The sequence below is a fragment of the Vibrio sp. CB1-14 genome, assembly GCF_040412085.2.
Lineage (GTDB): Bacteria > Pseudomonadota > Gammaproteobacteria > Enterobacterales > Vibrionaceae > Vibrio > Vibrio chaetopteri.
On sequence record NZ_CP115920.1, the window covers coordinates 1,390,174 to 1,415,046 of the forward strand.

General features: G+C 45.8%; 19 protein-coding genes and 1 pseudogene. 11 read left to right on the forward strand and 9 right to left on the reverse strand.

Annotation, left to right across the window (positions count from 1 at the left end; translation table 11 throughout):
- Window positions 1-7: 7 nt before the first annotated feature.
- Complete coding sequence (gene dinG, locus PG915_RS06300) at window positions 8-2,083, reverse strand: ATP-dependent DNA helicase DinG (protein ID WP_353498344.1); 2,076 nt, start codon at window positions 2,081-2,083, stop codon at window positions 8-10.
- Window positions 2,084-2,617: 534 nt separating this feature from the next.
- Here dinG and PG915_RS06305 point away from each other — a divergent pair.
- The 3 genes from PG915_RS06305 to PG915_RS06315 all read left to right on the forward strand — a co-directional run bounded on the left by PG915_RS06305 (window position 2,618) and on the right by PG915_RS06315 (window position 6,995).
- Window positions 2,618-3,589, forward strand: a complete 972-nt coding sequence (locus PG915_RS06305; RefSeq protein ID WP_353498345.1) for a porin — start codon at window positions 2,618-2,620, stop codon at window positions 3,587-3,589.
- Between the two features lie 175 nt (window positions 3,590-3,764).
- Window positions 3,765-4,448, forward strand: coding sequence for a DUF2057 domain-containing protein (locus PG915_RS06310; protein WP_353498346.1), 684 nt, complete (start codon window positions 3,765-3,767; stop codon window positions 4,446-4,448).
- A 240-nt stretch (window positions 4,449-4,688) separates the two neighbouring features.
- Window positions 4,689-6,995 carry an MMPL family transporter gene (locus tag PG915_RS06315; RefSeq protein ID WP_353498347.1) on the forward strand — a complete coding sequence of 769 codons (2,307 nt, stop codon included), beginning with the start codon at window positions 4,689-4,691 and terminating at the stop codon, window positions 6,993-6,995.
- Window positions 6,996-7,018: 23 nt separating this feature from the next.
- Here the strand turns inward: PG915_RS06315 and PG915_RS06320 are convergent, their stop codons facing one another.
- The 3 genes from PG915_RS06320 to PG915_RS06330 form a co-directional block, all read right to left on the reverse strand.
- Window positions 7,019-7,900, reverse strand: coding sequence for a TonB-dependent receptor (locus tag PG915_RS06320; protein ID WP_353498348.1), 882 nt, complete (start codon window positions 7,898-7,900; stop codon window positions 7,019-7,021).
- A gap of 145 nt (window positions 7,901-8,045) precedes the next feature.
- Window positions 8,046-9,398 (reverse strand): DUF4397 domain-containing protein, encoded by a 1,353-nt coding sequence (locus PG915_RS06325; RefSeq protein ID WP_353498349.1) that lies wholly within the window; start codon window positions 9,396-9,398, stop codon window positions 8,046-8,048.
- A 120-nt stretch (window positions 9,399-9,518) separates the two neighbouring features.
- Window positions 9,519-9,956 (reverse strand): dCMP deaminase family protein, encoded by a 438-nt coding sequence (locus tag PG915_RS06330; protein ID WP_353498350.1) that lies wholly within the window; start codon window positions 9,954-9,956, stop codon window positions 9,519-9,521.
- A 301-nt stretch (window positions 9,957-10,257) separates the two neighbouring features.
- Here PG915_RS06330 and PG915_RS06335 point away from each other — a divergent pair, with 301 nt between their 5' ends.
- Window positions 10,258-11,037, forward strand: a complete 780-nt coding sequence (locus PG915_RS06335; RefSeq protein ID WP_353498351.1) for a tetratricopeptide repeat protein — start codon at window positions 10,258-10,260, stop codon at window positions 11,035-11,037.
- 43 nt (window positions 11,038-11,080) lie between these two features.
- Here the strand turns inward: PG915_RS06335 and PG915_RS06340 are convergent.
- Both PG915_RS06340 and PG915_RS06345 read right to left on the reverse strand, forming a co-directional pair.
- Window positions 11,081-12,473 (reverse strand): annotated as a pseudogene (locus tag PG915_RS06340) (IS4 family transposase).
- 167 nt (window positions 12,474-12,640) lie between these two features.
- Complete coding sequence (locus tag PG915_RS06345) at window positions 12,641-13,564, reverse strand: pyridoxal-phosphate dependent enzyme (protein WP_353498352.1); 924 nt, start codon at window positions 13,562-13,564, stop codon at window positions 12,641-12,643.
- Window positions 13,565-14,010: 446 nt separating this feature from the next.
- Between PG915_RS06345 and arnB the strand changes: the two genes are divergently transcribed.
- The 7 genes from arnB to arnF all read left to right on the forward strand — a co-directional run bounded on the left by arnB (window position 14,011) and on the right by arnF (window position 21,746).
- Window positions 14,011-15,171, forward strand: coding sequence for a UDP-4-amino-4-deoxy-L-arabinose aminotransferase (gene arnB, locus PG915_RS06350; RefSeq protein WP_353498353.1), 1,161 nt, complete (start codon window positions 14,011-14,013; stop codon window positions 15,169-15,171).
- Between the two features lie 3 nt (window positions 15,172-15,174).
- Entirely contained in the window at window positions 15,175-16,173 is a 999-nt protein-coding gene (gene arnC / locus PG915_RS06355) for an undecaprenyl-phosphate 4-deoxy-4-formamido-L-arabinose transferase (RefSeq protein ID WP_353498354.1), read from the forward strand.
- Window positions 16,174-16,197: 24 nt separating this feature from the next.
- The gene (gene arnA, locus PG915_RS06360; RefSeq protein WP_353498355.1) at window positions 16,198-18,180 is read left to right on the forward strand and encodes a bifunctional UDP-4-amino-4-deoxy-L-arabinose formyltransferase/UDP-glucuronic acid oxidase ArnA; all 1,983 of its coding nucleotides are present in this window, start codon (window positions 16,198-16,200) and stop codon (window positions 18,178-18,180) included.
- A complete protein-coding gene (gene arnD / locus PG915_RS06365) occupies window positions 18,180-19,094 on the forward strand; it encodes a 4-deoxy-4-formamido-L-arabinose-phosphoundecaprenol deformylase (RefSeq protein ID WP_353498356.1) in 915 nt (304 codons plus the stop codon). The genes arnA and arnD overlap by 1 nt, the downstream gene beginning before the upstream one ends.
- A 227-nt stretch (window positions 19,095-19,321) precedes the next feature.
- Window positions 19,322-20,974, forward strand: coding sequence for a lipid IV(A) 4-amino-4-deoxy-L-arabinosyltransferase (gene arnT, locus PG915_RS06370; protein WP_353498357.1), 1,653 nt, complete (start codon window positions 19,322-19,324; stop codon window positions 20,972-20,974).
- Window positions 20,974-21,321: a 4-amino-4-deoxy-L-arabinose-phospho-UDP flippase gene (locus PG915_RS06375; RefSeq protein ID WP_353498358.1), complete on the forward strand. Its 348-nt coding sequence runs from the start codon at window positions 20,974-20,976 to the stop codon at window positions 21,319-21,321. The genes arnT and PG915_RS06375 overlap by 1 nt, the downstream gene beginning before the upstream one ends.
- Complete coding sequence (gene arnF, locus PG915_RS06380; RefSeq protein ID WP_353498359.1) at window positions 21,321-21,746, forward strand: 4-amino-4-deoxy-L-arabinose-phosphoundecaprenol flippase subunit ArnF; 426 nt, start codon at window positions 21,321-21,323, stop codon at window positions 21,744-21,746. The genes PG915_RS06375 and arnF overlap by 1 nt, the downstream gene beginning before the upstream one ends.
- A gap of 35 nt (window positions 21,747-21,781) precedes the next feature.
- On the opposite strand, the gene PG915_RS06385 is transcribed toward arnF, so the two are convergent.
- From PG915_RS06385 to PG915_RS06395, 3 genes are read right to left on the reverse strand one after another with little or no spacing between them, the layout of a single operon-like run.
- Window positions 21,782-22,423 carry a sugar transferase gene (locus tag PG915_RS06385; RefSeq protein ID WP_353498360.1) on the reverse strand — a complete coding sequence of 214 codons (642 nt, stop codon included), beginning with the start codon at window positions 22,421-22,423 and terminating at the stop codon, window positions 21,782-21,784.
- Window positions 22,410-23,615 carry a glycosyltransferase family 2 protein gene (locus PG915_RS06390; RefSeq protein ID WP_353498361.1) on the reverse strand — a complete coding sequence of 402 codons (1,206 nt, stop codon included), beginning with the start codon at window positions 23,613-23,615 and terminating at the stop codon, window positions 22,410-22,412. Before PG915_RS06390 ends, PG915_RS06385 begins: the two co-directional genes overlap by 14 nt.
- Window positions 23,616-23,645: 30 nt before the next feature.
- Window positions 23,646-24,770 (reverse strand): glycosyltransferase, encoded by a 1,125-nt coding sequence (locus tag PG915_RS06395; protein WP_353498362.1) that lies wholly within the window; start codon window positions 24,768-24,770, stop codon window positions 23,646-23,648.
- Window positions 24,771-24,873 lie beyond the last annotated feature (103 nt).

Consider the following 24,873-nt stretch of genomic DNA (forward strand, 5'->3'; position numbering starts at 1 on the left):
ATGACCCTTAGTATTCTATTTTTCTTTTAAATGGGGGTAGGGAATCAAGCAAAGATTTGCCATACCTTTTAGTGACGATTCGCCTATCCAGAATATAGAGGGTGCCACAGTCCCTTTCTTTCCTCAGCAAACGGCCAGCCGATTGTATCAGCTTTTTACTGGCTTCTGGAACTGTAATCTGGAGAAATGCATTGCCACCTTTACTCTCGATGTATTCTGCATGCGCTTGCTCAATCGGCGATGTTGGAACTGCGAAAGGGATTTTGGTAATCACTAAGTTTTCAAGCAGTTCACCTGGCAAATCCAATCCTTCAGAAAAGCTGCCTGTACCAAAAAGAACGCTAGTTTTTCCACCTTGAGTCAAGGTTTTATGTTTATTTAGAATTTCTGAGCGTGATTTTTCGCCTTGAATCTGCAAGTGCCAGCCTTTGAGTGCAAATTTTGTTCTCAGTTCATCGGCCACTTTGTTCATTTGCCAATAGGAAGAGAAAAGTACCAGATTGCTTTTATCCTGTTCGATAATGTTTGGAATTTTTTCGATAAGCTCATCAGTAAATTGCGGGGCTTGTGGCTCGTTTTTCATCTTTGGCACGATTAGTTCTGCTTGTTCCGCGTAATTAAATGGTGAAGCGAGTGCTAAGAACTGAACTCCATCATCCTCTTTTTGGCTGATCCCCGATTGGTGGCAGAAAAAAGAGAAAGAGTTGAGCGCGCGCATGGTTGCTGAAACGAGTACGGCACCGACACAACGTGACCAAAGCTGTTGATCTAACTGCCAGCCCACTTCTAGAGGGGCAACACTGACCAAGTGGTCACCTTCACGCTCTTTGCTTTTCTCAATCCATCTGGCGAGGGGTGCACCTTTCTCTTTTTGCGGCTCTGCCATTAGACGCCAAACGGCCGCTAGATTGTCGAATCTCTGGATATAAAAGCCCAGCTCGGCCAAAGCAGGCTCTGCGAGCTTGGCACCGATTTCACCATCTTTTAATCGCTCAGAGATGAGGTCTGCAATCTTTGCCGATGCCTGAGCTCCTTTCTGTGAGTATTGCTTGAGTACCTTAGCTTGCTCTTCCAGCCATGAAGGGAGCTCTCCGTTTTCGAATCGACAGCTATCTTCTTCAAAGGCGAGGCCTGTGCAATAGGTGTTTACCTCTCCAAGCAGGGGGATTAATTGCTGGATAGCGTCTTGTAGTTCATTTCGAAAACGACCGACACGCTTTTCATCGGCTAACCCTGAGAATTTACTTGCTGATTGGTTGAGCCTTTCTAGCCAAGTACCCGCACCTTTTAATGTCGCTGAAGCAGAGGCATGGTCTCTAGCGACATGTGGAAGGTGATGCGCTTCATCAAAGATAAAGATGGTATTTTCTGGTTCGGGAAGAATGACGCCACCACCAAGATCGGCATCTGCCATTACTAAGCTGTGATTGGCAATAATGACGTCGTTTTTATCCAGCTCTGAACGTGCCTTAGAAAATGGGCATCCCCTGTGAGCAGGCAAACTGTTATTACAACTATGCTTTTCACTGACAATGGTTTGCCAGATAGCGTCATCAATAGGCTTTGGCCAAGAATCTCTATCACCATCCCATTTACCCTGAGCCAATTTCTCGTACATCAGTTGCAATTGAGCGATATCCGCTGCTTTTGGCTTGGTTTCAAACATCGCCATTTGCCCGCCGTCTGCGCCGCAAGCGACGGCCAGTTTTTCGGTGCAGCAGTAACGCTGTCTGCCTTTTGCAATGATAAAAGAGAAGCTTTGGTCCGTGATACGCCTAAATAGCGGCAAATCTTTATTCAATAGCTGCTCTTGAAGGGCAACGGTTGCGGTTGAAATCACCACTTTGCGATTGTTTTGCACCGCCACAGGAATGGTTGCCATTAAATAAGAAAGACTTTTGCCAATTCCGGTTCCTGCTTCTGCCACGATCATGCGTGTTGACTTGTGATATTGACCACACAGAGTTTTAGCAATCTCTGAAACAAGGTAGTTCTGAGCACGCCTAGGAACAAAGTTATCGAGTTGGGTTTGAAGGTTTTGATAACTCTGGCGAATGGATTTTTGGATTTTACTGGTCAGCATGATGGGCCCTACTTAGACGAGCGGGGAGTGTACCACACTTCAAGGTGTGAAAAATATCGGCAAATAAGCGCACGTTTACAGCTGTTATTTAGATCAAAATCACAAAATCCGAGTGAACTTTTACTTAAGTGGATATTTTTTATTTTGTAAAAAATATAAAACTCCAAAAAATATATGTTGCTAGTTATTTGTTCTGTTTATTGGTTGGTTATTGTGTATTTAGGGGTGGTTTGTGTAGGTTTGGGCTTGGAAAAGGATTCTGTAGTTACAATTGAATGCTGTTCGAAAAACTTGCACTCCATCACGCGCATTTCCTTAACTTGTTGATTTTGTTGTATTTATATAATTTTGAGTTTTTTATTTAGAGTGTTTGACAAGTCCTTATAACTTTTGCATTCTTGGTTTCGAGATTTAAAGACGCTAAGTCACCCAAAGGACAAAAGGTTGTCGTTCTTCTGGAAGATTTAGACGTCACATATATTAAAAAAGGGAACCGAAAAGGAATTCCCATCTAAGAAAAGGCAGTGGATTATCATGAAAAAAACTCTAGTAGCGCTATCAGTACTAGCGGCAGCTGGTTCTGCGCAAGCAATCGAACTATACAACCAAGACAAAGTTACTGTTAACATGACTGGCGACGTAGAAATCGTTTATGTTAAAGGTACAACTGACGGTGATGAGTTCCAACAAGAAATTCAAGATGCTGACTTCGGCTTCGACACTCGTTATGCAGTGAACGATGACGTACAAGTTGGTGCGTTTTGGGAATTCTCAGGTGCTGACACAAATGCTGATGCATCTGTTGGCGACGTATACATGGGTCTTTATTCTCAATCTGTAGGTTCAATCAAGTTCGGTAAGACAGCTACTGCTCTTGATGATGCTGGTATCGGTTCTGATTACCAATTTGGTGTTTCTTCTTTCTTCAGCAACGGTACTCCTTTCGCAGGTCACGAAGTAGTTAAGTATGAGTTAGACAAAGGTAACTTCTACGGTACTGTAGCTTACATGCAAGACAAGCAAGGTTATAACGGCCTAGGCAAAAACGGCAATTTCTTTGATGCTAAACTTGGCGCTCGCGTTGCTGACTTTGACTTCACTGGTTTTGTTGGTCAAGCAGAGTTTAAAGAAGCAGGCCTAACAGACGCTGATGGTGTTGCTATCGATGGTTTGAAAGAAACTATCTGGGCTCTTGAAGCTCGTTACGCTGGCGTAGAGAACCTAAACCTAGAACTAGGTTACTACAGCTTAGGTGCTGACCCTAAAGATGCTGATTCTCAAACTGACGGCTCTATTGCAGCTGCGGCAGATTACACTCTAAACTCTTGGAAGTTCGCAACTGGTGTTAGCCAAACTAACCCAGACGAAGGCGACAAGGTTGTTAACTGGTTCCTAAATGCGGGTTACGCATTGGCTCCATCTACAACAGCTTACGCTGAAGTTGGTGGTAACAACGGTGATGACTCTCAAACTGGTTTTGCTGTAGGCCTTAAAGCTGAATTCTAATCTAGCTTTGATATAGGTTATTTAAGCCACCCAATCGGGTGGCTTTTTTGATCGTTCGATCAAATTATGTCTCAATAAAAGTAAAAAAAGCTTTTGTTAACTAATTGCTGTGGCATGATTGAACGCGTACCGAGTGTTTATAGGTGTAAAGGCCTAATTAAGGAGAGTTAATAACGTGAAGAAGTCTGTTATCACGATTTTATTGGCAGCAAGTTCTGCTTTCGCTGCAAGTGCTGCCACGTTAACGCCAATGAATGGTGTGTCATTGCTGTATGTGAATGGCCAAGAGTCTGAATCAAAAATACGTTCCAACGATGTCGAATCCGGAACCACTCAGGTTGTGGTACGCATGGATAAAAAAGTAGGCCGTGGCAGCAGCCAGTCGGTTTATACTTCTGCACCTTATGTCATCACATTTAATATCACCGGTGATGAGGTGAAGATTAACCACCCAGTCGCTCGAAGCAAGCAAGAAGCGAGCGCTGCATTTCGTTTACCAGAGCCAGAGTGGCGTATCACTCAAGATGGTAATTCACTACCTTATACGACAGAAAAACTGAAAGGACGCGAAGGTGTACTTCCTTACTCTGGTATGAATGAGCTGATTGCCGATTACAACGAGCAGCGTGGTATTACTTTCGGCGGTGAGTCTGCTTCTGAAGTGGCTTCAGTAACCGCTACTGTGGCGGCGACAGCAACAACGGCTGTTGCAGCATCTACTCCGAAGGCGGTTGAAAAACCTCAAGCAGTGAAGGGTGATGCTAGATCCAGCAATATGGAACAGTTACAAGCGTTGTACTTAAAGGCGTCGAAAACTGAACGCAAGGAATTTCGCAAGTGGATGATTGACCAAGAGTAATTGACTCAGTCTATCCAGCTTTGCAATTAGGGGGCTAAATGCCCCTTTTTTATGTCTTGCTAACAGGAATCTAACTATAGTTACCCCAAAATTAGGTTATGATTACTTTATTGTTCTGTATCTAACATCAACCTCGTGAACCGTCTATTCTCTCTTATTCAGCGCTTTCCTAAGCTTGTCCTTCTTTTTGTCACTCTCATTACCAGTGTAGCTATCTGGTATGGGCAGCAGCATTTTAGGATGAATGCCGATTTATCTTCATTAGTAGAACAAAATGGAGCTTGGGTTGACGATCTTAACTATTTAAACGACACGTTTCCTGAATCCGGTAATGTCACTGTATTGGTCACTATTACCGATGGTTCAGACCTAAAAGAGCACGTCGTCTCAATAGAAAAACAACTGCGTAACCAAAAGATCTTTAAAGAGATCTTTGCTCCGCAATTATTGGCTTGGTTTGAAGAGCACCCGTTAGGGTTTGTGACTCAAGACGAGTTTGAACGTATCGAAGCCTTTACCCGCGACACAATCAAGCCTGCTGCACTTGCTGCTCAATCAGGCAGTCTTGATCTTTATTTGGCCGAACTCGCCCAAAGCGAACAACCGAACTTAACACCGCTTTTAGAGGCAATAAACAACCAATCAGTTGACTGGGCAAAACTGGCTCAGAAAAATCTGACAAAGCCCACGGCGTATGCCATCACGTTAGTTGCAGAACCAGACGCATCAGCGACGGAACCGAATCGCGCTATTATGGAGGCCATTCACCAGAGCATTATAGCGGCGGATTTACCATCAAACGTCGACATTAAAGTTACTGGTCAGGCGGCACTCGATTTTGATGAAATTGCTGATGCCAACAACAGCATCGCTATAGCCGGTAGTGCTTCATTAGTCGGTCTTATTTTGATTTTGGCGATTGGTATCCGCTCACTTCGAGTGATAGTCGCATGTTACTTGACGGTATTAGTTGGTCTAGCTTGGACATTTGCGGCAGGTCTGGCTGTTATTGGGCACTACAACACGATCTCTATTGTATTTATGGTGATGTTTATTGGCCTTGCAGTCGATTTTTCCATTCACTTATGTCTTCATATTCAAGAGCTTAGGGTAAAAGGAGAGAATGACTCGTTAGCGATGCGCGATGCGATTTCTCATTCGGTTCGACCTTTGTCACTGTGTGCGCTTTCTTCGGCACTGGGCTTTTTAAGTTTCTATCCAACCGCTTATACAGGGCTTGGTGAATTGGGCGTTGTGTCTGCTCTAGGTATGGTGCTTGGCCTTGCTGCAACCTTTATCATTATCCCACTGTTCTTTATTTTGTTTGGCTATCCGAAAGTTCGTCATCAACGAGATACGCACCGTTTCGCTTGGTTCGGAGAGCAACTGATGCGCTTTAAAGGCACGGTGTTTAGCTTAGCGATAGCATTGACGGTCGTCATGGGATACGGCGCGACACAGTTTAAGTTTGATTTCTCAACGTTGGTTTTGAAAAACCCTCAGTCAGAGTCTGTGTTGGCTCTAAATCAATTGCAACAAGAGGGATTGGGCTCAAGCTATCAGCTGTTTGCCATTGCTAAAAACCAGCAGCAAGCTGAGCAGTGGCAGGCTAGTTTGATAAAGCAACCTTCGGTGGCTTCGGTTAGGGTCGTGAGTGATTTTTTGCCTAAAGATCTTGAGAAGAGAACCGAGCAGCTGCAAGCGTTGTTCACGCAGTCAGACATAGCGACGCCAATGAGCTATCCAGAATTTGTGGAGATGGCGAAAACTCAACGTTGGCAGGATAGCGAGCGCTTACCTGATACGATAGATAGCGCTTCTGTCTCGGAGCTTCTATTTGCTGGTCTATCAACTAGCTTGAATACACTGACGCAGTTTGAACCCGTGACTATTGAGTCGCTGCCAACCGATTTAAGTGAGCGCTATATCAGTCAGCAGGGTGAGTGGCTAGTGGTGATCTCTCCAAGTGAAGATATGACTAATGTCGATGCTTTGGATAAGTTTATTACCGAGTCTAAGCAAATCGCACCGAATGCTACAGGTAGAGCTGTTGCTGAAAAAGAAGTGGGCAGCATTATTGTGAATGCGTTTCAAGCGGCAATCATGATGTCGGTGTTTGGGATTGCACTGATTCTCATTTGGTCGGTTGAGAAAAAACGTGATGTGTTACTTATCTTTATTCCACTGACGTTGGCGTCACTATCGACTTTAGGGTTGATGCACTGGCTCGGGTTATCGATGAACATGGCCAACATCATAGTGATCCCGCTGATCTTTGGTCTGGGTGTGGATAATGGCATACACATCGTGAAGCGTTTTCGTGCGGTGAGAAGCTTGGCGGCATTCTTTAAAACCTCGACACCGAAGGCGTCACTAGTAAGTTGTTTAACCACGCTAGCAACATTTGGTGCTTTGATCGTTGCTGATCACCAAGGGATGCATTCCATCGGGCTGGTACTTACTATCGCATTAAGCTGTATTTTGGTGTTTAGTTTAACGCTATTGCCACTATTGCTAGAAGTGACAAAGAAAAAGCCCATTGAATAATGGGCTTGATAACTCTTTAAGGGTTAGAAACGAGCATCTAGGGTGACGAAGAAGCTCTTACGTTGACCGAAGCCAAGCTCACTTATTAATACCCAGTTTGGGGTGAACTCATATTGCGCGCCGACTAGACTATTCCAGTTGTTGGCGAGGCTTTGCGTCACAGTGAACTTCGCGTCATCTAACATAGGCAAGGCACCGATAGAGCCTAGCGGTAAGTCTTTGACATTACCTGTTAGGGTTTGTTCTATGTTTTGGTACTGCGCACCTACCCAAGCTCTAATTGGCCAATCACTGTTTCGGGAGAAATCCCATCCGATTCGCGGTGACACAACTATCGAGTCAATTTCACCATCAATTACGGTGAGACTGGTTTTCGTGTAACTTGCATCTACAAGCGCGAAAAAGCTTTCGTACCCACCTGCAATCACAGTACCTATACCATAGGTATAACCGTCAAGATCCAATCGAAACGGTTCGTTCAAATTATCGACTTCAATCGGGATAGCAGGCAGAGGAGGCAAGAGGTCGAGCTCACCTTTAACGGAGGTGATAGTCGTTTCTGAATAACCATTGAGTTTACCGCCAATAGCGTAGAAATTCAGAAACGGTAGAACCCAAACGTCGGCTTTCAATGTCAGAACTTCGGATTCTTGATAACCTCCTTGTGTGCCTATTTCCAAATTTTGTACTTGGGAAGGCAAACCGGTAAGAGCAATCGAGTTGACATTGATACCTTGAGACACATTCATATAACCAAGACTTAACCCAAAAGCTTCAGGCAGGGTGTAGCCTCGTTCTTCAGCTTCTTTCTTGAATAGTGGTAGCTCTATCGCTGAAGCTAGGCTAGGTAGCAACAGCGCCGCCAATGAGAGCGCTTTTAGGGAAAATTTGGCATTAAATGTCATAGGGGTGTCTACTTAAAATGGTTGAAGATATACATCAAGATTATAGGTTGGCGGATTGTAGATGAGCAAAGTCTTGATGGAAAGAAGTTTTAACCATAAAAAAGGTCGTGGTTAAAACCACGACCTTTTGACCATAGGGCGTCTGTTATTTATCGATGTTCAACGCAATAGAATCTTCTGTGGCGAACGCCGTAACAACATTACCGTTGGCTAGCGCCGGAACGTTTGTGTTGGTAAGCAGTATGTTGGTTGTACCTGCCTCTGCCACCGCTAAATCATAAGTTCCTGCCGCGACTTTGAGAACGGCAGTATCTTTAAATGATACGCCTTTAAGGACTGCTGTATCCGCTGAAAATGCACCGCCGTCAGCAACCGCATGGATGTCCACGAGCGCTGCCGCTGCAGTCGGGTTAGCATGCACTACTCGGATTTTCGCATAGGTTGCAATGCCGCGAAGGTCGTCTTCAATAATTAAAGCTTCTTGAGAGCTGTCATTTAAACGTCCCACGGCGAAAATGGTAGTTTCCGAACCTGCGGAGAAGGTGGCGCCCGGGACGGTGATGACTTGTGGTGAAGTTGTACCAGTAGGTGCAACGGCAACATCGACCGTTCCAGGTGCAATCGCTGTCCCAGCAACGTTCTCATACGTCAGATTGGTCAGTCCGGCAACGGCTGCGCCATTTGCTAGAATATCTACAGGTGGCGCGTCTTCAATGGCATGGCCGGCACGCACGATGGCTTTTTCATCAGTGTCTCTGAGTACTGTGACAGAACTTCCGTCTGCGACTAACAGATTCACAGGTGAGTCACCCATAGCACTGTTCACTACGTTGGGTACAGCGGTGACCATCAAATCTGTGCCGCCGGGTAAATCTAACTCACCACTGTCGAATACGACGTCTGCATCAGTATTTTGGCCGGTCGGAGTTATGCGTATTCGATAGGTGCTGGCTGGGACTGTAATCGGTAGGTCGGCCGAATCTATCGCAAATGCTAAACCCGAAACGCCAACTGTAGCAGTACTGATACTGGCATCGGTGGTCAGGTGAATATCAACCGCACCAACGTCAGGGTGTGCATGTAAAACATCAATGCGGACTGAATTACTATCGGGTTTGATTCCAGAACGTGCCAATATAACTCCCTGCAGTGCCGATGTTTTGTTGAGAGCAAAAACATCATACTGCATGTCAGGAGCAAAGTTTACGCCAGGTACGGGAAGCACTTCGCTAGCGCTACCGTCGGTGCCGATAGCCTCGACTGACAGGTCATACGTACCTGAGTCGACAGTTATCAATCCGCTACCCTGCTGGTAGTCGACGTCTGTTAACCCACTCAAAATAGCGCCATTCGCTTTGATGTTTACCAGTGGTGCATCAGCGCTGGCGTGTGTCACGCGAACTTGAGTGGTTGGGTTAGAAGGGTGATCGGAATCGCTGCCACAGCCGACGATGGTGATTGCTGCGGCTGCGATAACGGATGTTTTTATAATATTCATGGTAAGCCTCTATGCTCATGTTATTCGCAAAGAGGCTTACGGCACCAAAATCAAATAAGTTCAAAGTTGATGGTAAAATAAACTATTGGTAAAGCATGCAGTTTCATAAATGAGGTAATGCTAATCTTCTATTGGTAACCAGTCCACGGTTACTCCAGCTTGATCGAACATATCTTGGCTTAGTGAAATTTTTTCGCCCCAACGTGATAGAAAATCGTCAGTTTGCGCAGGGCAGTGGACAACAGAAATGCCTGTTTGAATGATTTTTGCGGCACAATTTGGGCACGGAAAATGTGTTACCCAAATCTCACAACCGCCAAGATCTCGCTTTGCAAATAGAATCGCATTTTCTTCAGCGTGCAATGTCTTCAGGTATTTAGTCTCTCGCTCGTCCACTTCAGCACTATCGGAAATACCATGTGGATAGCCATTAAAGCCAACAGAAACGATACGGTTTTGCTTGGTAATGACTGCGCCTACTTGTGTTGATGGATCTTTACTCCATGAGCCAACTAATTCAGCCATTTGAATAAATCGTTTTGCCCATTTAGACGCCATAATTACTCCAGTGTTTGTTGTGTGCTTGGTCGTGTTGTTATTGCGTTTAAGTCTACAAAATAACGACAATGAAAACGAGTGCTATTTGTAAACGATTACAGTTTTAGATGCGGTGTTCGTGTTACTAAGATTTACAATCAATAGAGACATATTGTGCTGTCTATAATGTAACCTTTAGGGAGAGATTTTGTGATCTGGTCGGGATTCTGTGTCAGAGTAACGACAATTATCAATAATTTGCTGAGATCATTAATAATCATATGGCAGAATTTGACGAATTCTTTAAGGATGGGAAAAGATAATGCGAAAAACACTGTTAGCGGTTTCACTATGTGGTCTGTGTTTTAGTGCAAGCAGCTTTGCGTTTGTTCAGGATTGGTCAAAGCGAAGCAACCAAGAAGTGACAACGGAAGCCAAGCGCGGCGACCTGTTTGCTCAGATCGAGTTGGGCGACCGCTATGCGACCGGCAATGGCGTAGAAGAAGACGACATCACTGCGGTTGAATGGTACCGAAAGGCCGCAGCGCAAAAAAGCGAAACGGCGATGTACAAGCTTGGCATGATGTACGATAACGGTCACGGTGTTCCTTATGATGCGAAAGAAGCAGCAACTTGGTTCGAAAAAGCGTCGCAAAAAGGCAGCGTAACAGCGCAGTACTACTTGGCTGGTATGTACAAATGGGGACGTGGTGTTCCCAAAAGTAATGAAAAAGCAGTCGAGTACTATCGCTTAGCGGCAGAGAAGGGTTTTGATGTTGCTCAAAACAGCCTAGGTGTGATGTACGCAAAAGGGCTCGGCATTGAGAAGAACGATGAGGAAGCGGTAAAATGGTATCGCCGTTCGGCTGAAAATGGCTACGCTTATGGACAACGAAACCTCGCCTATAAATACTCACTTGGTGAAGGAGTAGGGCTTGATAATGTTGAAGCCTATGCTTGGGCATCGGTCGCTTCAACAAATGGCTATAAGACTGCTGAAAAACTTCGTGATGATTTAGCCCAAAAGCTGAGTGAAGCTGAACTTGCGGTTGCGCAGCAAAAAGCGACAAAGTACTTAGCAGAGCACTCCTCTCATCAATAGTCGCCAAACAATTAAGAAAGGAAGCCAAGTGCCTGTCTCTTGATCACAAGTCTGCTCGTTCAAGAGACATCGCTAGTTCATAGCCTTCAAGGATGGTTTGTAATTTGAACCATCCTTCCCATAACACTTGGACTGATGCTCGCCCTGTTCGCTTGGTGTTTTTCCACCCTCCCAACCTAGCAAGGCTTTCATAAGCCCAATGGGTATCTGGTACTTGGGTTGGCAGTGGCTTCCCTACGGTTTTGAACCATAATAGCTTCCACGCTTTATGACCTAACACCACTTCACAACTCATCACATCACCTTTTGGCTCAACATATTTCATAAAGCGTAGTTGAAGTAATCTTGTGGCAACAAAGGCGAGTATGACGCTCATTCGCTCAAGGTTTTCACCACACTGCATCCTTAACGCCTCTACGTCTGTACCACCGGTTTTCCAGACTTTGTGATAGTCTTCGACAAGCCACCGATGCTCGTAATAGCTGATGACCGCTATAGCGTCATCATACGAGTTTATTACTTCAGACGTCAGCAGGTGCCACGCCAATTTATCTTTATCCTCTCCACGCTCAATGCAACTCACATAGTAAAGTGGGATATCCGGTTCAGACACTTTGTTAGCGGGTGCTTTAAGAGTGACTGGAGCATATCGAATTTCCAGCTCAACATCTCTGGCCTTACGACCACCTCGTTGAGGAATATTCAGCGTTTTAAGGTCTACTACTGGCAGTTTGTTTGAGTAGTCGTAAAGCTTCTGGTCATGTTCTTTAATACATCGACTTTGCATCGAACGCACGACAAAGCGTTGCTGCTGTTCTGTCTTATAGGTCAGGTATTCATAGATGTCAGCCTCTCTGTCACAAACGGAGATAACCGAAGATAGGTGCTCACCTAGGCGAGTTGACATATTTTGTGAGGCTTTTTCCCCACTTGTAACTTTCTTTCTCTTTGTAGGGGCGAGACGCATGTTGATGACCTTGCCCTCGTTTAGAGATGTCTCGGCTCCAGCGTTGTTGCTCAATAAGACCGACTACCTGATGAGTATTAGGTGCGAAAAGTAAGATAGAGTGAGCAAGAAGAGCACGACTTCGGTTGCCTTAATTCGTATGTCCAAGAGTATCTCGTACACTTTTGTGTTGGTAAGTAAGTGAGGTCGTATCTTCTAGTGCCAATAGTAACGAGTGGTCTTGCGCATGCTGAGCGGTGACTTGAAAGCCTGATTCAGCGATATCGTTCGGTTGGATTTGGTCATTACGGATAAAGCGGTAAGCGCCTTCCATATCTGCGGGTGAAATAGCAAGCTTAGACACGGCAACGCCTGGTTGATTAGCAAGTGAAGCAGCCATTGATATCAATCGTTGAGTTCGTCTAGGGTCGTTAAGCTTTGCCAGACCAAACTGTACTTGTGCCCACTTCATTGGTGTTAAGTTTTCCATATTAGCTACCTAATCAATATTGCTTAAGTGATCAGATCGCAGCCTTGGAAAAGAGTTCAAAAAAAATCCCCGAACTAAGTTCGAGGATTTGTGTATAAGAGACAGGCCAAGTGCTTCCTTTTTACTTTCAGTTGAGTGGTTTTATGACTGAGTAGTCGAAAGATGATTTACCAGCCGGCTTGATGGTCGCCGTATTTGCGTCGATAGCGAGCTAACATGGTTTCATTGCCAAGCAGGCCTCCTTGGTGGACATAGAGGATGGTGGTGTCGATACTCTCTTCTAGCCAAGGAAGTAAACAGCGCCACATCATTGGGTCATAAAGTAGATCGAACTCGATATGTGTCTCTTCCTGCAATGCTTGCCAAAGTTCATAGTCTTCTTGGTATAGTTTTCCAAAGTGATGTTTAGATGGCAGTCCGAGTATTGTCGGGTAGTACTCAGTCTCGCCAAGTTCTAGAAACTGGGACAGTAGATAGTCTTTTCCTGATACGCAAGGGCAGGTTAGCACCTCTATACCTTGTGGTTTTAACTGCTGGCTAAGGTAGAGTGCAGTGGTGCCCGTTCCAGATGGCAGCGCAACTTTGATGTTGCGACCCTTTTCAAATCTTGACCAAGACAAAATCTCATCGGCGAGTTTGCTGATTCCTAGCTTAGCATCTTGAAAATGCCCCCCTTCGGGAATGATTAAGCACTCTGGGTCATTTTCATGCTGCTGCGCGATAAACGCAGAAGGATGTGGCGCTTTTTCACCAAACATGTCTCGAAGCGAAATCACTTCAGCTCCCAGCTCTAAGGCGGTGCGATAATTTCCCATTGGTTTTTCGTCCAACCAAGCTGGTTTATGAGCCACATAATAGGTCAGTTTGAGCCCTTTTATTTTGGCTAAGGCAGCGAGCGACGTGAGCGAGTTTGCTTGAGCGGAACCCCAACCAATGAGTCGAGTTTTTCCTTTCAGTGGCTGCTCAAGCGTAGCCATAAATTTTCGAGCTTTGTTGCCATTAAAGTGTCCGTGAAGCAAATCATCTCTTTTGAGGAAAAAATGATGCCCCTGAAAGTGGTGTTCGGTGACTGGGCTGCCATTGAGTTTCATGAGCGCTACCTTTATGTGACACTGGGCAGTATATGGGCAGCGAAGTGTACTCTTTGATGTTGATAGTTACAAACGAAGAGACGACAAATCGTTACATAGTTAAACCAGTTGCTGTGCCAGAATAGCCAGTATAGGGATAGCTTGTCTGCTCGCTAAATTGACACAAACTTGACGTTGCGCCATTTTGCCGGTTTTTTAGTGAAAAATTGCGGGGCAAACGTTCAGTTGTGAGGCTTTCTTGGACGAAACGCGTAATTAGCGCTATTTTGCTAATGAAAATGGGTGAACAACGATTTGTTTTGCTAATGGTTGTCGACTATATGTACAGAATGTCAATATTTTGTGTGGTAAGTCGATATCAAGCCTTTTAATTCTTTGAACGCCCTAGTAAACTTTAGTGTCAAATTTTCGTGCACAGCGTCACGAACTAACTGTGAGTTTAAAAAATGAGCCAGTCCTTTCTTCCATTATGTCGACCTGCTGTCGACGAGCAAGACATTCAGTCTGTTGTGGATGTCCTTCGTTCAGGTTGGATCACCACCGGTCCTAAAAACGCAGAATTAGAATCCAAGATCTCTCAGCATACCGGCGCATCACACAGCGTAGCGCTAAGTAGTGCGACGGCAGGCATGCATCTTGTTCTTCTTGCTATGGGTATTGGACCAGGCGATGAGGTTATCACGCCTTCACTAACTTGGGTTTCAACGGTCAACATGATTACCTTGGTAGGTGCCAAACCTGTCTTTGTTGATGTGGATGCTGATACCTTAATGACAGACGCAGCGAAGATCGAGCCACTTATTACTGATAAGACGAAGCTGATCATTCCTGTTCACTATGCAGGTGCTGCGCTGGATCTTGACCCTATTTATGCTCTTGGTGAGAAGTACAATATTCCAGTGATTGAAGATGCAGCGCATGCACTCGGCACGGAATATAAAGGGCAGCCAATTGGTCACCGCGGTTCTTGCTTGTTCTCAACGCATGCTATTAAGAATGTGACGACAGCAGAAGGCGGCATTTTTACTACTCACGATGCTGAGTTGGCTGATAAAGTACGCCGCCTTAAATTCCATGGTTTAGGCGTAGATGCCTTTGACCGCGAAACACAAGGTCGTGCACCGCAAGCTGAAGTGGTTGAACCTGGTTTTAAGTACAACATGCCAGACATCTGTGCCGTGCTTGCCCTTGGTCAGATGGACCGTATCGCTGAAATCACCGCCAAACGCACCGAGCTTGCACTCTCTTACCGCGGTAAGCTTGAGTCAATCAAAGGTGTTACCCCTCTTGGTTTGGCTTCCCACGATCACAAGCACTGCTGGCACCTAATGATTGTCAGAGTGGATCCTGCGGTTGCTGGTTTGACTCGTGACGATCTTATTGCAGCATTAAAAGAGAAAGGCATTGGTGCCGGAATTCACTTTAAAGCTTGCCATACTCAAAAATACTACCGCGAGAATTACGCGGAGCTGTTTGGGGACATTAACCCAAATCTTCATAATACCGAACGTAACAGTAATCAAATCTGCTCGTTGCCGCTTTTCCCTGATATGACTCAGGATGATGTAGAGCGTGTAGTGAGCGCCGTGTCAGAGATAATTGGATAAACCATGAAACACACTGAAGCCATTAACTTCGTGTCTATCGTTATACCGGTATACAACGAAGAAAACTGTCTACAAGAACTGATAGAACGCACAACGAAAGCCAGTGATAGCCTAGGTAAAGACTATGAGCTGATCCTAGTCGATGACGGCAGTCGTGACCGCAGCGCAGAAATCATTGAGCAAGCATCGGAACAAGAGGGGAGCCACGTTGTTGGCGTTATCCTTAACCGCAACTATGGTCAGCACAACGCGATCATGGCGGGTTTCGAGCAGGTTCGTGGTGATTTGATTATTACTCTCGACGCAGATCTTCAAAACCCACCAGAAGAGATCCCAAACCTAGTTGCTAAGGCTGAAGAAGGTTTTGATTCTGTCGGTACGGTACGTAAAAACCGTCAAGACAGCGCGCTTCGTCGTTACCCATCGAAGCTTATCAACAAGTTGGTGAAACGCTCTACTGGCGTTGAGATGAATGACTATGGCTGTATGCTTCGTGCATACCGTCGTCACGTTGTTGATGCGATGCTTGAGTGTCATGAACGCAGCACCTTCATTCCAGTTCTAGCAAACGGCTTTTCTCGTCACACGACAGAAATCGACGTTCACCACGATGAGCGTGCAGATGGCGAGTCAAAATATAGCTTTATGAAGCTTATTAGCCTAATGTTTGACTTGATCACCAGTATGACAACCGCGCCATTGCGTTTGCTAAGCATTGTTGGTGGTGGTATCGCTGCGGCGGGTATCGCATTTGGCATTATCTTGATGCTGATGCGCATTATGTTTGGTTCTGAGTGGGCAGGCGATGGTCTGTTTACGTTATTTGCTATCCTATTTGTGTTTGTGGGTGCGCAGTTTATCGGTCTTGGTTTACTCGGTGAGTACATAGGCCGCATATACTCTGATGTTAGAGCGCGCCCTCGTTTCTACGTGCAAGACGTGCTGGTGGGTGAAGCCACTAAGCAAGCGCGTGAAACTGATGAATTAAAGAATAAAGAATAAGATTTATATCCAGAGGAATATTCCATGAAAGTAGTCGTGTTTGCCTACCACAATATCGGTTGTACTGGTGTTCGTAGCTTGCTTGAAGCAGGTGTAGAAATCGAAGCGGTATTCACCCATGTTGATGACAGCAACGAGAATGTATTTTTTGAATCTGTAGCAAAACTTGCAGCCAAAAACGGTATTCCAGTTTACGCACCAGAAGACGTGAACCACCCACTATGGGTTGAAAAGATCCGTGCAATGAAGCCAGATGCATTGTTCTCATTCTACTATCGCAACATGATCAGCCAAGAAGTGCTGGATATTGCACCAAAAGGTGGCTTTAACCTACACGGTTCTCTGCTTCCTACTTATCGCGGCCGTGCCCCAATCAACTGGGCACTAGTAAACGATGAGACAGAGACAGGTGTAACGCTACACAAAATGGTTCAGAAAGCGGACGCTGGTGATATCGTAGGTCAAGAGAAGATCGCGATCACTGACGAAGATACTGCTGAAACGCTTCATAAGCGCATGAACGTTGCATCTAGCGACCTGCTAAGCAAAGTATTACCAACAATCGTTGATGGTTCTTTCAAAGCAACTGCTCAAGACGAAAGCAAAGCAACTTACTTTGGTCGTCGCACTCCTGCTGACGGTGAGATTAAGTGGTCAAACGATTCTCGCACCGTATTTAACCTAGTACGAGCTGTGACTGAACCATTCCCAGGTGCATTCACTTTCCTAGGTGAGCGTAAGCTTATTATCTGGAACGCAGAAGCAAGCGACAAAACTTACGACGTGACTCCAGGTACTATCGTAGCTACATCACCACTGACTATCGCTTGTGCTCAAGGTTCATTGATTGTTAAGTCTGGTGAAGCGGAAAACGGTCTTTACCTAGGTGGCGAGCAGCTAGCTGCTGAGCTTCACCTTGTTGAAGGCATGCGCTTTGGTCCTCAAGCAAGTGCTCTTATTAACGCTAAGAAGCGTCAAAAGGTACTTATCCTTGGTGCAAACGGCTTCATCGGTACTCACCTAACTAAGCGTCTACTAGACGACGGTGGTTACGAAGTTTATGCAATGGACATGAATTCGAACCAAATCGAAGAGCACCTAAGCCACCCAGATTTCCACTTCGTTGAAGGTGATATCACTATTCACAACGAATGGATCGAATACCACGTCAAGAAGTGTGACATTATTCTTCCACTAGTGGCTATCGCAACACCAATCGAATACACGCGTAACCCGCTTCGCGTATTCGAACTCGACTTCGAAGAGAACCTGAAGATCGTTCGTGCGTGTGTGAAATACAACAAGCGCATCATCTTCCCATCGACGTCAGAAGTGTACGGCATGTCGACGGATCCTGAGTTCAACGAAGATACATCACCACTGATCGTTGGTCCTATCAACCGTCAGCGTTGGATCTACTCAGTATCTAAACAGCTACTTGACCGTGTTATCTGGGCTTACGGTAAGAAAGATGGCCTTAAGTTCACACTATTCCGTCCGTTTAACTGGATGGGTCCACGTCTAGATAGCTTGAACTCTGCACGTATCGGTTCTAGCCGTGCGATCACTCAGCTTATCCTGAACCTAGTTGAAGGTACGCCGATCAAACTGATCGACGGTGGTGAACAGAAGCGTTGCTTCACTGACATCTCTGAAGCGATTGAAGCGCTATTCCGCATCATCGAGAACAAAGAAGGTCTGTGTGACGGTCAAATCATCAACATCGGTGCACCAGAAAACGAAGCGAGCATCAAAGAGCTTGCTGAGACATTGGTTGAGAAGTTTGAGAACCACCCACTGCGTGATCAATTCCCTCCATTTGCTGGCTACAACCTAGTAGAAAGCAAAGCGTTCTACGGTGACGGCTACCAAGACGTTCAACACCGTAAACCAAGCATCGCAAACGCGAAGAAGCTGCTTGATTGGGAACCAAAAGTTCACATGAACGACACAATCGAAGAGACGCTAGATTTCTTCCTTAAAGGTGCAGTAGCAGAAGAGAAGTAATGGAACAGAATGAAGTCACTAAAGTCGGTCTTCGTATCGATGTAGACACTTTTAGAGGCACCAAACTTGGTGTACCTAAGCTACTCGAAATATTCGAGAAGCACGGAGTGAAGGCTTCATTCTTCTTTACTGTTGGACCTGATAACATGGGGCGCCATATATGGCGCCTTTTGCGTCCTGCATTTTTGAAGAAGATGCTTCGCTCAAAAGCTGCGAGCTTATACGGCTACGACATTCTGATCCGTGGCACTATTTGGCCAGGACCTGTCATTGGTAAGAAGCTCCGTCACATCATTGAAGCGACCGATACTGCGGGTCACGAGATTGGCCTACATGCTTGGGATCACCACAAATGGCAGATGAAAACTGACACTATGTCAGCAGAGCAACTGCGCAGTGAGATCACCAAGGGCTACGATATACTAAAGGCAATCACTGGTCGTGACCTGCCTTGCAGTGCGGTTGCCGGTTGGCGCTGTACAGATCAAACTTTGGTCGAAAAAAACGCATTTCCTTTCCAATATAACAGTGACTGTCGTGGTGATTCTATCTTCTCTCCAGGTGAGGGTATGGCGCCGCAAATTCCTGTTACACTTCCTACTTATGATGAGTTAGTCGGCCAAGACGGCGTCGACAATAGCAACTATAACGACGCTATTCTTAAGCTCATCAAGCGTGATGCTCTAAATGTTTACACCATTCATGCGGAAGTTGAAGGGATAGTTTGCGCTGACATGTTTGAAGAATTGATTGTCAGAGCTAAGCAACAGAATATAGAATTCGTGCCCATGATAGATCTGCTTCAAGAAGCAGAGATGCCACTTCCAAAAGATTCGATAAAAAACATCGAGATGGAAGGGCGAGAAGGGTGGCTAACGCACCAAGCGTCTTTTGTTGAGCGCATGGGGCTTTAGTTACGGCGAGTTGGGTTTTAGTTTCGTGTGCGCTGTTTTTAACCCCTCTAACTCCCCCTTATCAAGGGGGAGAACCGGACAGGCAAAGCCTGTAGCTTTTGCTCCTCCCCTTAATAAGGGGAGGCTGGGAGGGGTAAACAGCGCGTAAATAAACAACACAACAACATTATCAAGTGCCATCAATCAGAGCCCATGATTTCATGGGCTTTTATTCAATTGGATGAAGAATGCAACAATCACGAATTAACTGGGCGGTCTGGGTACCGCTGTTTTTTATCGCGCTTTACATATTACCGCTCGACTTACGTCCACTGTGGTCTCCGGATGAACTTCGTTATGGTGAGATCTCTCGTGAGATGGTCGCGTCAGGAAACTGGATTGTTCCTACCTTCAACGACTTGCGCTATTTTGAAAAGCCGATCATGGGCTACTGGTTCAATGCTATTGCTCAAGTTGTGTTTGGTGATACCAATTTCGCAGTGCGTATTGCGTCAGCATTGGCAACCTTAGGTGGTGCACTATTCCTAGTGTCGCTGGTAAGCCGTATGGCTGATCGTCGTCAAGGTTGGTTAACTGCAGGCGTGTTCTTGAGCATGTTTATGGTTGCCGCAATTGGTACCTACAGCGTGCTCGATGGCATGCTCGCATTTTGGCTAACGGCTTGTTACGCGTCGTTCTATTTTGCGACAGAAGCAACGAGTACCAAGCAGCGTTGGCTGCACTATGGCCTCGCAGGTTTCTTCTGTGGTTGTGCCGTTCTTACCAAGGGTTTCCTTGCTCTCGCACTACCCGTGATTGTGGTTGTGCCATATATGATTTTGCAAAAGCAGTTCCTTGAGATCCTTCGTTGGGGCTGGTGGGTGATGCTAGTGGCATTTATTACCTGCCTGCCTTGGTCACTTGCAGTACATGCTGCCGAACCTGACTACTGGAATTACTTCTTCTGGGAAGAACACATTCACCGCTTCTCTGCAGAAGACGCACAACACGCAGCACCGATTTGGTATTACGTTCCTTTCTTATTCTTGGGTACGCTTCCTTGGGTATTTTGGGCGCCATCAGCCACAATTCAGTTGAAAGGCGAGCTTAGCAAGCCACTGATCCGTTACTCAATTTTGTGGGCGTTGATGCCATTTCTGCTGTTCTCTTACGCGAGTGGTAAGTTAGCAACCTATATTCTGCCGTGTATGGCACCTCTTGCGATTCTGCTGACGCACGGCATTCTTAAAGCGTATAGCAAGAAAGCGAAAGGCTTAACGATTGGCTCGCTAGTTAATGGTGCGTTCTTCGCGATTGTGGCGATCGCTCTGATGGTTATGTTCTTTATGGGTAAACTGCCACTAGATGAGAGCGAGTCGTACCGTCCATGGATTGCTCTGTTTATTCTAGGTTTCTGGGCAGCGTGTGCATTTTATGCCGCTAAAGCTAAGGCATTTGAGCACAAGTTTGCAGCTTATATGCTCTCTCCATTGGCGCTGTTTGCGTTGTTCTCAACCGTGGTACCAAACACGACCATTGACTCAAAAATGCCAGGTCGCTTTATGGAAGAGTTAGCACCGAAAGTTACCGATGAAATGGTGCTGATTGCTGATTATCCAGATACCATGTCTGCACTGAACTGGTATCTAAAGCGCACCGATGTCTACCTAACGAAAGGTATGGGTGAAGTTGATTATGGTTTGGCTTACGATGATGCGAATCATCGTTGGGTACCATTTGCAGATCTTGGTGACTTTATTAAAGAGAAGCAAAAGACGGCACCAGTGCTACTTCACTTTAGGAACTTGCCTGCATTGCCAGCTGACTTCCCTGTCGCAGATGATCACGTTGATCGTGGTCGCTACCATGCTCTGATCTTCAATAAAGTACCGGCTGAGTAATGACGGTACTGCTGTACATCATTTCCGTTCTGGCTAGCTCGCTCAGTCAATATTGGCAAAAGCGAGCTGCTATGTATTTTGAAGAGAACCCACAGCTGACGATGATGGGTAAGCTATTTAGTTTTCCAATGATCTTGGGCATCGGCTTTTTGGGTACCAGTGCGATTACTTGGCTTGGCGTGTTGAGCCAGTGGGACGTGTCAGTCGCTTACCCTCTGCTCAGTGTCAACTTTGTCATCATGTTATTGGTGTCTAAATTTGCTTTTGGTGAAGTGATTGTGCCAAGACAGTGGCTTGGTGTCATGATGATCATGATTGGTATCGGTATCATTGGGGGCGCGCACTGATGGTATTGAAAGATCTCAAAACTGGGCTTCCTATTGCGCTGGTTAGTGTGCTGCTTATTTCGGTCGCACAACTAGCAATGAAATGGGGAATGGGTGGATTGTCCGCAGGGTGGTCAACTCTACAACCAGCTCTGATGGCAATCGATGTGATAACGGTTGTGGCTGAGTTTTGGCCTGCGTTACTTTGCGTCGCTTTCGGTCTTGGTTGTTACGCGCTGTCTATGGGATGCTGGGTTATGGCATTGAAGCACTTACCACTTGGTGTTGCTTACCCGTTGCTCAGTCTTAGCTATGTCATAGTTTACGCTTTAGCGGTTACACTTCCTTGGCTTGATGAGCCATTTAGCTGGGTGAAGCTTTCTGGCATCGGCTGTATTCTCCTTGGCCTCATTCTCATCTTTACTGCAAAAAAATCCAGCTCTTGAGCTGGGTTTTTTAGATATTGGTCTGAGGTTACGTGTTAACGACCGCGTCCATCAACCATGATTTTCAGCGTCTTAAACACAATATGCACATCCGTCATTAGCCACGATTTATACGATGATAGGGACAGCGCATAACTGTGGTCGAATCCTACTTTGCTGCGCACATCCTCAATGCATGTGTCATAACCTTGGTTAACTTGAGCAAGTCCGGTGATGCCTGGGAGTACGTCATAAGTGCGTTCAACAAAGAATGGAATATCGTTTTCTAGTCTTTGATAGAAGTCCGGGCGCTCTGGACGTGGACCAATGAGCGACATATCTCCACGAAGTACGTTAATAAACTGTGGCAGTTCATCGAGACGCGTTTTACGCAAGAAGCGGCCAACGGGTGTAATACGAGGGTCGTTTTCTGTTGCCCAAGTCGCCCCTGTCCGTGATTCTGCATCGATGTACATGGTTCTGAACTTCAGCACGTGGATAAAGTCCATTTTTGTTGGGCTCCATTTACCAACGCGAAGCTGCTGATAAAAAATTGGACCTTTTGACGTCAGCTTGATCGCTAATGCAACTGGGATAAAGCAGATACCGAGAATGAGCATGCCTACACTCGCGCCGACCAAGTCAAAGATACGCTTTGAGGTACGAATCAGAGTTTTTTCCATATTAACCTTTTTCATGTTCACTCTCCTGTTGTGGTAGACGTTTCCATGCACCGTTCTCTAAGCCGATCAGATAGCGAAGACCACCAATTAAGTTTGCAGTATGTCCAACGACTAGGTACGTAAATGCACGTACTAGCTTAACGGACTGTAGTTTTGGGATAAGTACGCTGATGGCTACTGAGCCATAGAGCGCCACTTGTAGTAATAGAAAGCTGGTAAATAGTGCACTGCTCGGTGCCAATATGGCTGAGGTAATCAGGCAGATGATCATCAAGTAAGGGGTTAGCACTCTTAGTCCTTTTCCAGAAAAGAAGGTGAGGGCCGTGCCCTTGTGGTGCGGTGCAAACAGTGGCAGTAAGGCGATAATTTGCTGCATGTTACCAGCAGAGATTCGTAATCGACGTTTAAAGTCTTGGCTAGTGCTACTACTTTCCATCTCAATGGCGTTCATATGCGGCTCGTACACAGCACGATAGCCACGACGAACGATGTTCATCGGAATAATGAAATCATCATTGATGGTGTTGTAAGGCAGTGCTTCAAATAAGTTTGCTCTAATGAAGTAGAGCGCACCATGAGCACCAATCGTAGAGCCCAGAGTAGACTCGCTGTATTTCACCTGATTCTGGTAGCGCCAGTAAAGGGACTCACTGCGCTCATCTTGCTCTAGTAGCTGATAAGTTGAGTTAACCACACCAACACTGCTGTCCTGAAAGTGATGGGCGGCGAGCTTTAGAGCATCGATTGAAATCAATGCCGACACATCGGAGATACATGTGATGTCAGTTTCAATCGCTGACAACTGTTGATTAAGTCGGAACACCTTTCCTTGGTTATCCGCATTGTCGATGATCCTAAACAGAGTATCGCAGCAGATGGCCTCTTGTATGGTTTCTTCCGCAACAGTGATGGTGTTGTCAGTACTGCCGTCGTTGATAATGATGACTTCTAGTTTATCGCGTGGATAATCGAGTACTGCGCAGTTGCGGATCTTATCGGCTATCCATTTATCCTCGTTGTAAGCAGGGATGACGATAGTGATCGATGGTAACGCCGCATTTTTGTCTACTTTATAAAGCGGCACCCGCTTTGCTTTAGGTAGCGGATGACGTGATGCCCACCATTTCAGTAACAAAGGGTATATAGCATGGTGGTAGACAATAAAAAAAGCACTTGTCCAAAATAAGCTGATAAGTAGTGTTTGCATATCTATTCCTTGAGTAGCGTCAGTCATCAGTTATGCCTTAACCGCCAGTGCGCGGTAAGCTTGGCTCATGGTGCGAACATCGTTGTGCTCGACCACAAAATCTCTCGGTGTAAATAAGTGGCGAGTCGCAATAGCTTTCTCGAGTGTGGCCAATAGTGAAAAGACGCGTTTCGATTTCGTCGTGAGACCGGAAAGAGGACACAAAGTTTCTCGCGCTGCACCGACATCGGTTACCACAACAGGGATATTGCACGCCTGAGCTTCAAGTGGAGACAGTGGAAATCCTTCACAGCTTGATGGTAAGCAGAATAAGTCCAGTGACTGATAAAAACTTGGCATATCGCTCACTAATCCCAAGAAGTGAACGCGATGGCTGATGTTTAGATGCTCGCAAAGCTGCTTTAACTCTTGCTCTAAAGGCCCGGCGCCGGCAATCGCTAAGTGCGTGTTCTCAGGTAGTCGTGATACTGCTTTAATGAGCGTAGTATGGGACTTAACCGGAACCAATCGGCCAGCAGTACCAATAAGTAGAGTGTTTGCTGGTAGCCCTAGAATGCGTCTCGCGGCAGCTTGGTTAGCAGGAACAAAGCGATTGCAGTCGATTCCATTTTTAATCACCTTTGACTCTGTAAATGGAAACAGCTCATTCAACTGTTTGCTAACTTCGTCCGCGTCTGCCACTAATATAGGGTTCACTAATTTTAACGCTATCGTTTCAACGTGGCGACGTTTGGTGTTTTGCAGGTGCCACATGTCGTGTTCAGTATGAATACAAGTTGTGATGCGCGCCATTCTCGCGGCGATGCCGCCGTAAAGAAGTGAGCCTATATGATGAGTGTGAACTACGTCGGCATTTAGCCTTTTGAACTCGGAGCTAAGCTGTTTGATGAGTGATAGCTGAAGGCCTTCTGCTTTGTCTAAGAACACTAACTGCGACTGGAAATGTCTCAATATAGGCCAGTGTTGAATCGCTTGTTGCTGAGTACCTTCCAAGCTAATGATGTAGCAGCGCTCGTGAGCGGGGGTTTGTTTTAGGAGCTCAATGACCATGGTTTCAAGGCCGCCTGGTGCTAAATGCTGAACAATATGCACTGTGGTCAGTGTTGCTTTTCTGCCTTGAATCCTTGTGGATTGATTGTGCTGAGTTGCCATCATTCTCGTCTCCTTACTTGTATAATTCGCCGTTCTCGTTGTGTTGCAAATTAACGATGGCAGCGCTGGTTGCTAGAAGAATTGCACTTAGTGTGCCAAGAATTTA

Coding starts and splice junctions, on each gene's coding strand:
- dinG (WP_353498344.1), bottom strand. CDS start 2,083: ATGCTGACCAGTAAAATCCAAAAATCCATTCGCCAGAGTTATCAAAAC.
- PG915_RS06305 (WP_353498345.1), top strand. CDS start 2,618: ATGAAAAAAACTCTAGTAGCGCTATCAGTACTAGCGGCAGCTGGTTCT.
- PG915_RS06315 (WP_353498347.1), top strand. CDS start 4,689: ATGAATGCCGATTTATCTTCATTAGTAGAACAAAATGGAGCTTGGGTT.
- PG915_RS06320 (WP_353498348.1), bottom strand. CDS start 7,900: ATGACATTTAATGCCAAATTTTCCCTAAAAGCGCTCTCATTGGCGGCG.
- PG915_RS06325 (WP_353498349.1), bottom strand. CDS start 9,398: ATGAATATTATAAAAACATCCGTTATCGCAGCCGCAGCAATCACCATC.
- PG915_RS06330 (WP_353498350.1), bottom strand. CDS start 9,956: ATGGCGTCTAAATGGGCAAAACGATTTATTCAAATGGCTGAATTAGTT.
- PG915_RS06335 (WP_353498351.1), top strand. CDS start 10,258: ATGCGAAAAACACTGTTAGCGGTTTCACTATGTGGTCTGTGTTTTAGT.
- PG915_RS06345 (WP_353498352.1), bottom strand. CDS start 13,564: ATGAAACTCAATGGCAGCCCAGTCACCGAACACCACTTTCAGGGGCAT.
- arnB (WP_353498353.1), top strand. CDS start 14,011: ATGAGCCAGTCCTTTCTTCCATTATGTCGACCTGCTGTCGACGAGCAA.
- arnC (WP_353498354.1), top strand. CDS start 15,175: ATGAAACACACTGAAGCCATTAACTTCGTGTCTATCGTTATACCGGTA.
- arnA (WP_353498355.1), top strand. CDS start 16,198: ATGAAAGTAGTCGTGTTTGCCTACCACAATATCGGTTGTACTGGTGTT.
- arnD (WP_353498356.1), top strand. CDS start 18,180: ATGGAACAGAATGAAGTCACTAAAGTCGGTCTTCGTATCGATGTAGAC.
- arnT (WP_353498357.1), top strand. CDS start 19,322: ATGCAACAATCACGAATTAACTGGGCGGTCTGGGTACCGCTGTTTTTT.
- PG915_RS06375 (WP_353498358.1), top strand. CDS start 20,974: ATGACGGTACTGCTGTACATCATTTCCGTTCTGGCTAGCTCGCTCAGT.
- arnF (WP_353498359.1), top strand. CDS start 21,321: ATGGTATTGAAAGATCTCAAAACTGGGCTTCCTATTGCGCTGGTTAGT.
- PG915_RS06385 (WP_353498360.1), bottom strand. CDS start 22,423: ATGAAAAAGGTTAATATGGAAAAAACTCTGATTCGTACCTCAAAGCGT.
- PG915_RS06390 (WP_353498361.1), bottom strand. CDS start 23,615: ATGCAAACACTACTTATCAGCTTATTTTGGACAAGTGCTTTTTTTATT.
- PG915_RS06395 (WP_353498362.1), bottom strand. CDS start 24,770: ATGATGGCAACTCAGCACAATCAATCCACAAGGATTCAAGGCAGAAAA.